12 protein-coding genes and 1 pseudogene are annotated in these 13,715 nt (G+C 61.4%); 7 read left to right on the top strand and 6 right to left on the bottom strand.

The genetic code is table 11. The features are described 5' to 3' along the window. Nucleotides 1-29 precede the first annotated feature (29 nt). A complete protein-coding gene (gene mvaT / locus M5B98_RS09630; protein ID WP_046054737.1) occupies nucleotides 30-407 on the bottom strand; it encodes a histone-like nucleoid-structuring protein MvaT in 378 nt (125 codons plus the stop codon). A 337-nt stretch (nucleotides 408-744) separates the two neighbouring features. On the opposite strand from mvaT, the gene purU reads away from it, so the two are divergent. Both purU and M5B98_RS09620 read left to right on the top strand, forming a co-directional pair. Further along, complete coding sequence (gene purU, locus M5B98_RS09625) at nucleotides 745-1,593, top strand: formyltetrahydrofolate deformylase (protein ID WP_007912774.1); 849 nt, start codon at nucleotides 745-747, stop codon at nucleotides 1,591-1,593. A gap of 85 nt (nucleotides 1,594-1,678) precedes the next feature. Then, entirely contained in the window at nucleotides 1,679-1,873 is a 195-nt protein-coding gene (locus tag M5B98_RS09620) for a hypothetical protein (RefSeq protein ID WP_248742565.1), read from the top strand. Here M5B98_RS09620 and M5B98_RS09615 read toward each other — a convergent pair. From M5B98_RS09615 to M5B98_RS28805, 3 genes and pseudogenes are all read right to left on the bottom strand, one after another. Continuing rightward, the gene (locus tag M5B98_RS09615) at nucleotides 1,842-2,837 is read right to left on the bottom strand and encodes a lysylphosphatidylglycerol synthase transmembrane domain-containing protein (RefSeq protein WP_248742564.1); all 996 of its coding nucleotides are present in this window, start codon (nucleotides 2,835-2,837) and stop codon (nucleotides 1,842-1,844) included. The two genes, M5B98_RS09620 and M5B98_RS09615, sit on opposite strands and share 32 nt — an antisense overlap. 188 nt (nucleotides 2,838-3,025) lie before the next feature. Continuing rightward, nucleotides 3,026-3,790, bottom strand: a complete 765-nt coding sequence (locus M5B98_RS28810; protein ID WP_371320922.1) for a methyl-accepting chemotaxis protein — start codon at nucleotides 3,788-3,790, stop codon at nucleotides 3,026-3,028. 93 nt (nucleotides 3,791-3,883) lie between these two features. Further along, a pseudogene (locus M5B98_RS28805) lies at nucleotides 3,884-4,915 on the bottom strand (cache domain-containing protein); the annotation flags it as partial. A gap of 188 nt (nucleotides 4,916-5,103) precedes the next feature. Here M5B98_RS28805 and M5B98_RS09605 point away from each other — a divergent pair. Next, complete coding sequence (locus M5B98_RS09605; protein ID WP_248742562.1) at nucleotides 5,104-6,591, top strand: helicase HerA-like domain-containing protein; 1,488 nt, start codon at nucleotides 5,104-5,106, stop codon at nucleotides 6,589-6,591. Nucleotides 6,592-6,613: 22 nt separating this feature from the next. On the opposite strand, the gene M5B98_RS09600 is transcribed toward M5B98_RS09605, so the two are convergent. Next, the gene (locus M5B98_RS09600; RefSeq protein ID WP_248742561.1) at nucleotides 6,614-7,069 is read right to left on the bottom strand and encodes a DUF721 domain-containing protein; all 456 of its coding nucleotides are present in this window, start codon (nucleotides 7,067-7,069) and stop codon (nucleotides 6,614-6,616) included. Between the two features lie 307 nt (nucleotides 7,070-7,376). On the opposite strand from M5B98_RS09600, the gene secA reads away from it, so the two are divergent. From secA to M5B98_RS09580, 4 genes are all read left to right on the top strand, one after another. Beyond that, nucleotides 7,377-10,115: a preprotein translocase subunit SecA gene (gene secA / locus M5B98_RS09595; protein ID WP_085709609.1), complete on the top strand. Its 2,739-nt coding sequence runs from the start codon at nucleotides 7,377-7,379 to the stop codon at nucleotides 10,113-10,115. A gap of 123 nt (nucleotides 10,116-10,238) precedes the next feature. Beyond that, nucleotides 10,239-11,456, top strand: a complete 1,218-nt coding sequence (gene argJ, locus M5B98_RS09590; protein ID WP_085709610.1) for a bifunctional glutamate N-acetyltransferase/amino-acid acetyltransferase ArgJ — start codon at nucleotides 10,239-10,241, stop codon at nucleotides 11,454-11,456. A gap of 62 nt (nucleotides 11,457-11,518) precedes the next feature. Continuing rightward, on the top strand, nucleotides 11,519-12,151 hold the full coding sequence (locus M5B98_RS09585; RefSeq protein WP_248742560.1) for a glutathione S-transferase family protein: 633 nt from the start codon (nucleotides 11,519-11,521) through the stop codon (nucleotides 12,149-12,151). Beyond that, a complete protein-coding gene (locus M5B98_RS09580) occupies nucleotides 12,148-13,092 on the top strand; it encodes a Nudix family hydrolase (protein ID WP_248742559.1) in 945 nt (314 codons plus the stop codon). The genes M5B98_RS09585 and M5B98_RS09580 overlap by 4 nt, the downstream gene beginning before the upstream one ends. A 39-nt stretch (nucleotides 13,093-13,131) precedes the next feature. Here M5B98_RS09580 and M5B98_RS09575 read toward each other — a convergent pair whose 3' ends face one another. Beyond that, nucleotides 13,132-13,713 (bottom strand): cob(I)yrinic acid a,c-diamide adenosyltransferase, encoded by a 582-nt coding sequence (locus M5B98_RS09575; RefSeq protein WP_248742558.1) that lies wholly within the window; start codon nucleotides 13,711-13,713, stop codon nucleotides 13,132-13,134. Nucleotides 13,714-13,715: the final 2 nt, after the last annotated feature.

Raw genomic sequence — 13,715 nt, 5'->3', positions numbered from 1 at the left:
GCGGACGGGTCTGCGACAAGGGTTGCGGCTTAGCCCAGCAGGGTAGCCCAGCCTTCAACCACGTCACCGCCCCACTTGGCTTTCCACTCTTTCAGAGTCTTGTGGTTGCCACCTTTGGTTTCGATGACTTCGCCGTTGTGCGGGTTTTTGTATTGTTTAACTTTGCGTGCACGCTTGGTGCCGGTAGTTTTTACTGCGCCGCCACGTGGGGCCTTGGTTTTGGACTCTGGATCCAGCAGCGCGATGATGTCACGCAGGGACTTGGAGTATTCGCCCATCAGGGTGCGCAGTTTGCCTTCGAATTCCAGCTCGGCTTGCAGTTTGTCGTCTTGCGACAGGTTCTTCAAACGGGCTTGCAGCTCTTTGATGGCTTCTTCGGTGGCACGATATTCGTTGATCAAGGACATGATTACTACCTTATTGGGAGTGCGCGATGGCAGGGGACAGTGCGGCAATAATAGTCAGGCTGTTTCATCAAGTAAACATTTAACCGGGCTTTTTATTTGGATTAGTTACGTTGAAAAGCCCTGAATTGAATATTCAGTTAAATAATGTGATGCAGTCTTCACAGATATTCACAGAGACCGGTTGGTGCAGGGCTATTACCGCGCCATCATCCTGACGATTGCCTGCGTCAAAAAAGCTGCGGCGAGGCCTGGCGGGGCTCAAGGCTCATCGATACTGCAGTTTTGCGGCGTAGTCGCTAGAATGTCCGCCTTTGCGAAGTTCTGGAGTTTCCCCCTCATGCGCACTTTTCGGCTGGTGATTTCTTGCCCGGACCGCGTTGGCATCGTTGCCAAAGTCAGTAACTTTCTGGCGGCCCACAATGGCTGGATCACCGAAGCGAGCCACCACTCGGACAATCAGGTCGGCTGGTTCTTCATGCGTCACGAAATCCGTGCCGATTCCCTGCCTTTCGGTATCGAGGTGTTGCGCGAGAAGTTTGCACCGATCGCCGAAGAGTTCTCGATGGACTGGCGCATCACCGACACCGAGCAGAAAAAACGTGTGGTGCTGATGGCCAGCCGTGAGTCCCACTGTCTGGCCGACCTGCTGCACCGCTGGCACAGCGATGAGCTCGATTGCGAGATCTCCTGCGTGATTTCCAACCACGACGACCTGCGCAGCATGGTGGAGTGGCACGGCATTCCTTATTACCACGTCCCGGTCAATCCGCAGGACAAGCAACCGGCCTTCGACGAAGTCTCGCGCCTGGTCAAGCAGCACGACGCCGAAGTGGTGGTGCTGGCGCGCTACATGCAGATCCTGCCGCCGGACATGTGCCGCGAATACGCGCACAAGGTCATCAACATTCACCACAGCTTCCTGCCGTCGTTCGTCGGTGCCAAGCCGTATCACCAGGCGTCGCTGCGCGGCGTGAAACTGATCGGCGCAACCTGCCATTACGTGACCGAAGAGCTGGATGCCGGCCCGATCATCGAGCAGGACGTGGTGCGCGTCAGCCACAGCGACAGCATCGAAGACATGGTGCGTTTCGGCCGTGACGTCGAGAAGATGGTGCTGGCCCGTGGCCTGCGCTATCACCTGGAAGATCGCGTACTGGTGCACGGCAACAAGACCGTCGTGTTCTGATCGAACCTTTCGGTTGAAAAACCAAGGGCCTGGACGTTCAATCGCTCCAGGCCCTTTTTTTGTTTCAGACCCGGAGAAAACGCCCATGAGCGATCCACTGGACAAAGCCACCTCCAAAGCGCCCGCCACCCTGGGCGAAGGCTGTCTGAGCCGCTATGACCCGGATGACCTGAGCCCGGAGGATGGCACGGACTTCCCCGACGCCGCCGCATTGTGGGAACAGCTCAACGAAGAGAAGCCGGACGATACTAAGCCTGTCGCACCTTCATCAGCTTCCTGAGCAGCGGTCGCCCGAGCATCAGCAGGAAAATCGGCCCGCCGACCAGCAGGTAGAAGTAAAACGTCATCGCCCGCCAGATCAGGATCGCCGCCGCAGCGGTCGACGCCCCCACCATGGGCGCCAGCAGCGCCGCCGACGTCAGTTCCGCCGCTCCGGCCCCACCCGGCAACAGGCTGAATTGTCCCGCCCCCAGCGAAAGCATCTGAATCAGAAACGTCCAGGCCCACTGCACGTCCGCCCCCAGCCCCCGCAGAGCCAGATACAGCACGCTGTAACGCAGCGACCAATGCACGCAGGTCAAGGCAAACACCTTGAACAGCGTTTGTCGCGGCAACTTCAGAGCATCGGTGAACGCCGCAAGAAAATGCAGCAGCTTGCGCGCCCAGCGCCATCGCGTGGCGGGTTGCACGTTCATGCGCGCCAGCAGACGGCCACTCCAGCGAATCAGCATCCGGTGATAACGCGCCACCAGCACACAACCGAACAACCCGCCGAACAACGAAATGGCGCTGACGGTCAGCAGCCATTCCATTCGGTCGCTCAGATGCTGGAACAGCGCATAAATTAGAATCCCGCCCAACGCACACAGGAAGAACAGCAGGTCACTCAATTGATCCATTGCAAACACTGCGCTGCCCCGTGCCGGGCGAACCCCGCTGCGGGCCAGCAGCGCCATGATCGTCAACGGCCCGCCAGTGCCGCCGGGCGTGGCGCACCAGGCGAATTCGGCGGCCATGACCACGCAAAGGCTTTTCAGCGGCGTGACCCGTTCACGCTCATCGCCGAGCAGCAGTCGCAGGCGCAGCGTATTGATGCCCCAGCACAGCAGAACCATGGCCAGCAGGATCGACAGCCAGTGCAGAGGAAAGGCCTGCAGCCGCGTCCAGGTTTCCCCGCCGCCCAGTAACGAAGGGATCAGCACGGCGGCCAGCAGACCGATCAGCAACAGAATGCCGCGACTCATGCGCGATGTCCGTGCTGGCGCGTCAGCGTGATTTCAGCGATATGCACAGTGAACGCCCCTTCGCTCGTTGATGTCCCGTGTTGACCTTACTCCAGAATAGATGTTCGGTCGGGATGTGCGGTGGGGGAGGTTTTGCGGCAGGTGAGATGTCTTCGCGGGCTGACCCGCGAAGACAATCGGGGGAGGGCTTAAATACGGAAGCTGCCGACCAGTTGCTTCAGCCGCGAAGCCTGTTGCTCAAGATCGGAACAGGCACGCAAGGTCGCCTGCAGGTTCTCGACGCCTTCCTGGTTCAGCGTGTTGATCTCGGTGATATCGACGTTGATCGACTCGACCACGGCAGTCTGTTCCTCGGTCGCGGTGGCCACCGACTGGTTCATCCCGTCGATCTCGCCGATGCGCTGGGTCACGCTGTTCAGGCGCTCGCCGGCGAGGTTGGCGATCTCCACGCTGTCCTGGCTGTGGCGCTGGCTGTCGCTCATGGTGCTGACCGATTCGCGGGCGCCGACTTGCAGCTCCTCGATCATGGTCTGCACCTGCTGTGCCGATTCCTGGGTGCGGTGGGCGAGGTTGCGCACCTCATCCGCCACCACCGCAAAACCGCGACCGGCTTCACCGGCCCGCGCCGCTTCGATGGCGGCGTTGAGCGCCAGCAGGTTGGTCTGCTGGGAAATGCTGGTGATCACTTCCAGAATCTGGCCGATGTTCACGGTCTTGCTGTTCAGCGATTCGATGTTGCTGCTCGACGCGCTGAGCATGCTCGACAACTGATTCATCGCCTTGATGCTGCGATCCACCACTTGCTGGCCGTCTTCGGCCAGGCCACGGGCGTCGCTGGCCTGGGTCGAGGCTTGCGCAGCGTTGCGGGCGATTTCCTGAGCGGCAGCGCCGAGCTGGTTGATCGCGGCGGCCACGCTGTTGGTGCGCGAGGCCTGCTGGTCGGAGTTGTACATCGACGAGTTTGAGGCCGCGACCACACGCAGGGCGACTTCGTTGACTTGCCCGGTGGCGGACGACACTTCGCGGATCGAACCGTGAATCCGCTCGACGAAGCGGTTGAATGCCGTGCCCAGTACGCCGAATTCGTCCTGGTTCTGGATGGTCAGACGCTTGGTCAGGTCGCCTTCGCCGTCGGCGATGTCTTCCATGGCGCGGGTCATGACGTGCAGCGGTTGAATCAGGATGCGGATCAGCATGCCGAGCAGGGCGATGATGATGGCCACGGCAATCACGGTCGCGATCACCGCCGAGGTGCGGAACTGGCTGAGCATCGAGAAGGCTTTGTCCTTGTCCACCGACAGGCCGATGTACCAGTTCACCGACGGCAGGCCCTTGATCGGGGCGAAGGTGACGATGCGGGTTTTGCCGTCGACAGAGATTTCACTGAAATCGCTGCTGATGCGCGGAGTGTCCTGCGGATAGGCTTCCTTGAGCGATTTCATCACCAGGGCCTTGTCCGGGTGCACCAGGATCTTGCCGTCGGCGCTGACCAGGAATGCGTAGCCCATGCCGGAGAAGTCCCGGGCACTGAGGGTGTCGATCAGGGTTTGCAGGCTCAGGTCACCGCCCACCACGCCGACGCTCTGGCCGGCCTTTTTCGCGGCGGTGGCGATGGAAATGATGGTCTGGCCGGTGGCCGCGTCGATGTACGGTTCGGTCAGAGTCGAAGTACTGCTGCTTTCGGCACCTTTATACCAAGGGCGGACCCGCGGATCGAAACCGTCCGGCATCTTCGCATCCGGACGGATGGTGAAGTGCCCGGTGGCGTCGCCGAGGTAGGACGCCATGAAGGTCGACGTCAGGGCTTTCTGTTCCAGCAGGCTGGCGACGGCGGCCGGCTCGGGGTTGATCGCAATGTTCTGCGCCGCGTTCTCGATCAGCAGGATGCGCCCGCTGAGCCAGGTCTGGATGTTGTCGGCAGTGACCTCGCCCATCTCGTTGAGGTAGTTGTTCAGGTCGTCGCGGATTGCATTGCGTTGCAGCCAGTCGTTGTACAGCGTGAACGAGGCGAAGGCGGCAATGACGATGAGGGCGGCGGCAAGCAAGATTTTATGGCTGAAGCGTAGATTTTTGTTCATGGCTTGGGGTTCCGCTAAGGTCTTAATGTCCAGGGCGTGCTTTTATAAAGGCGCGCAATATGGGCAGGGGTGAAAGCTCACTGATATTTCCGTCTCTCCTTAGGGAAATCTCAGACCGGACTTTTGATCGGGTCTCTCACTCCTCTCTATCGGCCATGCTCGACAAAGATTAACTATTGGGTGACCAAATGCCTGACTCCTCGCAACTCGTTATCGGCGCCGACCTCGCCGGGCAACCGATCGCCCAGGCGATGCGCCTGGCCAACCGTCACGGATTGGTGGCCGGGGCGACCGGCACCGGCAAGACCGTTACTTTGCAGCGTCTGGCCGAAGCCTTCAGCGACGCCGGGGTCGCGGTGTTCGCCGCTGACATCAAGGGCGACCTGTGCGGTCTCGGCGCTGCCGGCAATCCTCAGGGCAAAGTCGCGGAGCGCATCGCCGGGATGCCGTGGCTCAATTACCAGCCTCAGGCCTATCCCGTGACCTTGTGGGACATTCACGGGGAGTCCGGTCATCCGTTGCGCACCACCCTGAGTGAAATGGGACCGTTATTGATCGGTGCCTTGCTGGAACTGACCGACAGCCAGCAGTCGGCGTTATACGCAGCGTTCAAGGTCGCGGACCGTGAAGGGCTGTTGCTGCTGGATCTGAAGGACCTGAAAGCACTGCTCAATCACCTCAAGGACAACCCGCAGCTGCTCGGCGAGGACGCGGCGCTGTTCACCACCGGCTCCAGTCAGGCGCTGTTGCGCCGTCTGGCGGTCCTTGAGCAGCAGGGCGCCGAAGCCTTGTTCGGCGAACCGGCACTGCAACTGGAAGACATCCTGCAACCGGCCGCCGACGGTCGCGGGCGGATTCATTTGCTCGATGCCAGTCGTCTGGTGCATGAGGCGCCGAAGGTCTACGCGACATTCCTGCTCTGGTTGCTCGCCGAGCTGTTCGAGCAACTGCCGGAGCGGGGCGATGCCGACAAACCATTGCTGGCGCTGTTCTTCGACGAAGCGCACTTGTTGTTCGGCGATACGCCCAAGGCCTTGCAGGAACGTCTGGAACAAGTGGTGCGGCTGATCCGCTCCAAGGGCGTCGGGGTGTATTTCGTCACTCAATCGCCGGGCGATCTGCCGGACAACGTGCTGGCTCAGCTGGGTCTGCGGGTGCAGCACGGTTTGCGGGCGTTCACCGCCAAGGAGCAGAAATCCTTGCGGGCGGTGGCGGATGGTTTCCGGCCGAATCCGGCGTTCGATACGTTGTCGGTGTTGACCGAACTCGGGATTGGCGAGGCGCTGGTCGGCACCTTGCAGGAAAAGGGTACGCCGGAAATGGTCCAGCGCGTGCTGGTGGCGCCGCCGCAATCGCGGATCGGGCCGTTGACCGAGACCGAGCGCACGATGCTGATTGCCGGGTCACCGTTCAAGGGGCGTTATGACAAGCCGATCGACCGCGAGTCGGCTTATGAAATCCTCACCGGGCGCAAGAATCTGGGGCCTGAAGCCGAGGCGTTACCTGGCAAACCGGCGCCTGAAGAGCCGAGTCTGGCGGACAAGGCCGGAGAATTCCTCGGGACAGCGGCGGGGCAGGCGTTGAAGTCGGCGATGCGTCAGGCGGCGAACCAGTTGGGCCGGCAGTTGGTGCGGGGATTGATGGGGTCGTTGCTCGGTGGCAGCAAGCGCCGCTAGGACCTGGGCAGGCGCGCCAGGGTCAGGATTTGGCCTTGGCGTGCGCTGCCAGACGCTCCAGCGCCGCCCGCAGGCTCGGATCGCTGATCCCGTCGGCGGTGGATTGAATGGTTGCTGCGGCATCCGTCGACAGATCCATCGTGTGCCCGGTTGCTCTTGGCTGAGTGACAGGTGGTCGCACCGAGAACTTGATCCGCGTCAGACCGGCGAACTCGTCGAACATCTGCAATTGCCGCAGCAGGCGTTTTTGCTGATAGCGCAGGCGCGTGGCCCAATGACCGTCGGTGACCACCAGCGACAGTTCGCCTTCGCGCCACTTGGCCACATGGCAGTGCTCGCGGGCGGCGGGTTGCAGCTGGCTGTCGAGCAGACGCTGCAGATGGGCCAGGCGTTGAGCATGGCCGAGGATGGCTTTCAACGGCCTGGCTTCGCGTAGCAGAACGGCGGGCGCTCTGGCTGTAAGAGGGCGAAATGCCATGATCCAACACCTGAAGTTGCAAAGGCGCCATGGTAGCAGATGGGCCCCATTTCACTCGCCCATTGCTTTTGTCCCTGCTTTGCCCATTAAATCAACGACTAACTTCTGCCGCCTACGGCTTGAAGTTGAGCAAAACGCCCCTATTTTAAGTGAGCCCCGTCAAAGCGCAGTGCCAGCATCGTGGAATATCGCCACTTTCCTCACCACCGTTTCCGGGTAGAATGCTCGTTCGCATGCGGCCATGAGGGCTGCACGGGCGACTCACGGGGCCGCCCTCCATCCCTTTAGTGTGGAAGATCCTGCCGATATGTTTGCGCCTTTGTTAAAGAAACTTTTTGGAAGCAAGAACGAGCGTGAAGTCAAACGCATGCTCAAGACGGTGCAGCTCGTCAATGCCTTCGAAGAGAAGATGGTCGCCCTCTCGGACGATCAACTGCGCGCCAAGACCGCAGAGTTCAAGGACCGCATTGCCAAGGGGGAGACCCTCGACAAGCTGTTGCCGGAAGCCTTTGCGGTCGCCCGCGAAGCCGGCAAGCGCGTCATGGGCATGCGCCATTTCGACGTCCAGCTGATCGGCGGCATGACGCTGCATGAAGGCCGGATCGCCGAAATGCGTACCGGTGAAGGCAAGACCCTGGTGGGTACCCTGGGCGTTTACCTCAACGCACTGTCCGGCAAGGGCGTGCACGTTGTGACCGTGAACGACTACCTGGCCCGCCGTGACGCCAACTGGATGCGTCCGCTGTACGAATTCCTCGGCCTGACCGTCGGCATCGTGACGCCGTTCCAGCCGCCGGAAGAGAAGCGCGCCGCCTACGCCGCCGACATCACTTACGGCACCAACAACGAATTCGGCTTCGACTACCTGCGCGACAACATGGCGTTCAGCATGGAAGAGAAATTCCAGCGCGAACTCAACTTTGCCGTGATCGACGAAGTCGACTCCATCCTCATCGACGAAGCGCGTACCCCGCTGATCATTTCCGGTCAGGCCGAGGACAGCTCCAAGCTGTACATCGAGATCAACAAGCTGATCCCGAAACTCAAGCTGCACGTTGAAGAAGTCGAAGGCGAAGTCACCCAGGAAGGTCACTTCACCGTCGACGAGAAGACTCGTCAGGTCGAACTCAACGAAGCCGGTCACCAGTTCATCGAAGACCAGCTGACCAGCATCGGTCTGCTGGCCGAAGGCGAGAGCCTGTACTCGGCGCACAACCTGAGCCTGCTGACTCACGTCTATGCCGGCCTGCGTGCGCACAAGCTGTTCAACCGCAACGTCGAATACATCGTACAGGACGGTCAGGTCGTATTGGTCGACGAACACACCGGTCGTACCATGCCGGGTCGTCGTCTGTCCGAAGGCCTGCACCAGGCCATCGAAGCCAAGGAAAACCTGAACATCCAGGCCGAAAGCCAGACCCTGGCCTCGACCACGTTCCAGAACTACTTCCGTCTGTACGAAAAACTGTCCGGCATGACCGGTACTGCGGACACCGAAGCGTTCGAGTTCCACCAGATCTACAACCTGCCGGTCATCGTGATCCCGACCAACAAGCCGTTGGCCCGAAAGGACTACAACGACCTGGTGTTCCTGACCGCCGAAGAGAAATACGCGGCGATCGTCAACGACATCAAGGAAAGCATGGCTGCCGGCCGTCCGGTGCTGGTGGGTACTGCGACCATCGAAACTTCCGAGCACATGTCCGCATTGCTCGTGAAGGAAGGCATCGAACACAAGGTTCTGAACGCCAAGTTCCACGAAAAAGAAGCTGAAATCATTGCACAGGCCGGTCGTCCGGGCGCCCTGACCATCGCCACCAACATGGCCGGTCGTGGTACCGACATTCTGTTGGGCGGCAACTGGGAAGTTGAAGTCGCGTCGCTGGAAAACCCGACCCCTGAGCAGATCGCGCAGATCAAGGCTGACTGGCAGAAGCGTCACCAGCAAGTGCTGGAGTCCGGCGGTCTGCAGGTAATCGCGTCCGAGCGTCACGAATCCCGTCGTATCGACAACCAGCTGCGTGGCCGTGCCGGCCGTCAGGGCGACGCCGGTTCCAGCCGCTTCTACCTGTCGCTGGAAGACAGTCTGATGCGCATCTTCGCCTCCGACCGGGTGAAGAATTTCATGAAGGCCCTGGGCATGCAGCCTGGCGAAGCGATCGAGCACCGCATGGTGACCAACGCCATCGAGAAGGCCCAGCGCAAGGTTGAAGGTCGCAACTTCGACATCCGTAAACAACTGCTGGAGTTCGACGACGTCAACAACGAGCAGCGTAAAGTGATCTATCACATGCGCAACACGTTGCTGGCCGCGGACAACATCGGCGAAACCATCGCCGACTTCCGTCAGGACGTCCTGAACGCCACCGTCAGCGCACACATTCCGCCACAATCGCTGCCTGAGCAGTGGGACGTGGCCGGTCTGGAAGCCGCGATTGCCAGCGACTTCGGCGTGAAGCTGCCGATCCAGCAATGGCTCGACGAAGACGATCACCTGTACGAAGAAACCCTGCGCGAGAAGCTGATGAACGAGCTGATCGCCGCGTATAACGAGAAAGAAGACCAGGCCGGTGCCGACGCACTGCGCTCCTTCGAGAAGCAAATCGTGCTGCGCGTGCTGGACGACCTGTGGAAAGACCACCTGTCGACCATGGATCACCTGCGTCACGGCATCCACCTGCGTGGTTATGCGCAGAAGAACCCGAAGCAGGAATACAAGCGCGAGTCCTTCACGCTGTTCTCCGAGCTGCTGGATTCGATCAAGCGCGATTCGATCCGTGTGCTGTCGCACGTTCAGGTTCGCCGCGAAGATCCGGCCGAGGAAGAGGCGCGTCTGCGTCAGGAAGCCGAGGCACTGGCCGCTCGCATGCAGTTCGAACACGCCGAAGCCCCGGGTCTGGAGCAGCCGGAAGCACTGGTCGGTGAAGAGGTCGATGTGGCCCTGGCCACCGCACCGGTTCGCAACGAGCAGAAGCTGGGCCGCAACGAACTGTGCTACTGCGGTTCGGGCAAGAAATTCAAGCATTGCCACGGGCAGATCCAGTAAACCCCCGTTTCAATCGCTGAAATACCCGCGCCGCGACCGGCACCAGCCGTCGCGGCGTTTTGCCATTTACACCACCGCCACTACGCTTGGCGGTGCTGACATCATTGAGTAAGGAGCGCATTCATGGCTGTTGGTCTTGGTCCTTTGCCAACGTTGCACCCGGTTGCCGGTTTTGAACTCGGTATCGCTTCGGCCGGCATCAAGCGCCCTGGGCGCAAGGATGTCGTCGTGATGCGTTGCGCCGAAGGTTCGACCGTGGCGGGCGTGTTCACGTTGAACGCTTTCTGTGCAGCGCCGGTGATCCTGGCCAAGAAGCGCGTGCAGAACGCTGTGCGCTACCTGCTGACCAACACCGGCAATGCCAACGCCGGCACCGGCGAGCCGGGCCTGGCCGCCGCCGAGCGCACCACCGCCAGACTGGCTGAACTGACCGGCGTGGATGCCAGCCAGATCCTTCCGTACTCCACCGGTGTGATCGGCGAGCCGCTGCCGGTCGAGAAGATCGAAGGAGCCTTGCAGGCCGCGCTGGACGACCTGTCGGAAAACAACTGGGAAGCCGCCGCCACCGGCATCATGACCACCGACACCTTGCCAAAGGGTGCCAGCCGTCAGTTCCAGCATGACGGCGTGACCATCACCGTCACCGGGATCAGCAAGGGCGCGGGCATGATCCGTCCGAACATGGCGACCATGCTCGGCTACATCGCCACCGACGCCAAAGTCTCCCGCGACGTGCTGCACAACCTGATGCTGGACGGCGCCAACAAGTCGTTCAACCGCATCACCATCGACGGCGACACCTCGACCAACGACTGCTGCATGCTGATCGCCACCGGCAAGGCTGCGCTGCCGGAAATCACCCGTGCCGAAGGCGAGCTGTTCGCCAAGCTGAAGCAGGCCGTGTTCGAAGTGTGCATGGACGTGGCCCAGGCCATCGTGCGTGACGGCGAAGGCGCGACCAAGTTCGTGACCGTTGAAGTCAACGGCGGCGGCAATCACCAGGAGTGCCTGGACGTCGGCTACACCGTGGCCCACTCGCCGCTGATCAAGACTGCACTGTTCGCCTCCGACCCGAACTGGGGCCGCATCCTCGCCGCTGTCGGCCGTGCCGGCGTGCCGGATCTGGACGTGAGCAAGATCGACGTATTCCTCGGCGAAGTGTGCATCGCCAGCCGTGGCGCCCGCGCTGCGACCTACACCGAAGCCCAGGGCTCGGCGGTGATGCAGCAGGAAGAAATCACCATCCGTATCGAGCTGGGTCGCGGCGATTGCAGCGAAACCATCTGGACCACCGACCTGTCCCACGAGTACGTGAAGATCAACGCCGAATACCGCACCTGATCCCTGCCGAAGAGGGAGGTCTGCGGACCTCCTTTTCTTCTGTCCCATGAAAGGACCCGAACATGAGCCTTCACCTGATCATCGGCGACAAACTGCTTTCCTCCTGGTCCCTGCGCGCGGCACTGGCGCTTGAGCTGACCGGCGCGCCCTACACCGAAGAGCTGATCAAGCTCGGCAAGCCCGACACCCGCGAGCGCCTGCTCAAGCATTCGTCCACCGGCAAGGTGCCGTTGCTGACCACCGCACGGGGCACCATCGCCGACTCCCTGGCGATTGCCGAATACCTGGCCGAACAGTTTCCTTCCGAGCAGCTCTGGCCGACTGATATCGCGGCCCGCGCTCAGGCACGTTCTGCGTGCGCGCAGATGCACAGCGGTTTCTTCGCCATGCGCAATCACATGCCGTTCAACCTGAGCCACGACGCACCGCTCAACCCGGTGCCACCAGAGGTGAAGGTCGATGTCGAGCGTATGCTCGCGCTGTGGGCTGAATGCCGCGCCGTGGCGACCGAGGCCGGGCCGTTCCTGTTTGGTCGCGTGTCACTGGCCGATGCGTTTTTCGCACCGATTGCCGTACGTCTGCGTACCTATCAGGTGAAACTGCCGGCCGATGATGAAGCCTATGTTGAAACCGTCTACCAATGGCCGGCCTTCAAGGCCTGGCAAAAGGCCGGACTGGAGGAATTGCAGTCGTGAAACGCGTACACGTCGCCGCCGCCGTCATTCGTGACGACAGCGGCAAGATTCTGATCGCCCGCCGGGCCGATACCCAGCATCAGGGCGGTCTCTGGGAATTTCCCGGTGGCAAGGTCGAAGCCGACGAGTCGGTGGAAACCGCGCTGGCCCGTGAGCTGCACGAAGAGCTGGGCATTGTCGTCGGCGCCGCCCGCCCGCTGATCAAGGTGCGCCACGATTATCCGGACAAACAGGTGTTGCTGGATGTCTGGGAAGTCTCGAGCTTCACCGGCGAACCTCACGGCGCCGAAGGTCAACCGTTGGCCTGGGTGTCGGCGAAGGAACTGACGAGCTACGAGTTCCCGGCGGCGAACCAGCCGATCGTCGCGGCGGCGCGTCTGCCTGCTGAATACCTGATCACCCCGGAAGATCTGGAAGCCCCGGCCTTGTTGCGCGGCATTCAGAAGGCGATTGCCGGTGGCATCAAACTGATCCAGCTGCGTGCGCCCAATGGCTATGACCCGAAATACCGCGATCTGGCGGTGGACGCGGTCGGCCTGTGTGCCGGCAAGGCGCAGTTGATGATCAAGGGCCCGTTCGAGTGGCTGGGGGACTTCCCGTCCGCCGGTTGGCACATCACCTCGGCGCAACTGCGCAAGTACGCGGCAGCCGGGCGTCCGCTACCGGCGGAGCGCTGGCTGGCGGCGTCCTGCCACAATGCTGAAGAGCTGGCGCTGGCCGAGCAGATGGGCGTGGATTTCGTCACCCTGTCGCCGGTGCAGCCGACTCTGACTCACCCGGATGCGCAGCCGTTGGGCTGGGAGCAGGCTTCGACACTGATCGAAGGCTTCAGCAAGCCGGTGTTTCTGCTGGGCGGTGTTGGTCCGGCCGAGCGCGAGAAAGCGTGGAATGCCGGGGCTCAGGGTGTGGCGGGGATTCGGGCGTTCTGGCCTGAGGCCTGAATGGGTATCCGATCACTCCCGCGCCACGCGTGGGAGTGATCAGCTTTCGGGTTTTGCCGCCGGCTGCCAGAGGATTTCTGCAATGCCCTGGCGCCGCGCAATCAGCCTCGCCGCTACAAACAACAAATCAGACAAGCGATTGATGTAAGCCAGGCCAACCCCGGCCAATGGTTCGATCCCATTCAAATGCTGACAACGCCGCTCGGCACTTCGCGCCAGGCTGCGACAGACATGGGCCTGGGCAATCAGCATCGAACCACCGGGTAGAATGAAATTCTCCAGCGGCCCCAATTCCTCGTTCCAGACATCGATGGCGGCTTCCAGCCGTTCGATTTCTGCTGCGTTCAGCGCCTGATATTCCGGCATCGCCAGCTCGCCACCGAGATCGAACAATCGGTGTTGGCAGGGCGCCAATACGTCGATCAATTCATTCAGTCCCGGGCAGTTTTCGCGTTCGGCGCCCAACCCGGCCAGCAACACGCCGACCTGACTGTTCAGGGTGTCGACCTCGCCAATGGCCTCGATGCGCGGATGGTCCTTGGGGACGCGGCGACCATCGCCGAGGCCGGTTTCGCCTTTGTCGCCGGTGCGGGTGTAGATCTTCGACAAGCGAAAGCCCATGG

This window comes from Pseudomonas sp. MWU12-3088, assembly GCF_023242405.1.
Lineage (GTDB): Bacteria > Pseudomonadota > Gammaproteobacteria > Pseudomonadales > Pseudomonadaceae > Aquipseudomonas > Aquipseudomonas kribbensis.
This window is presented reverse-complemented; position numbering and strand designations above follow the sequence as displayed.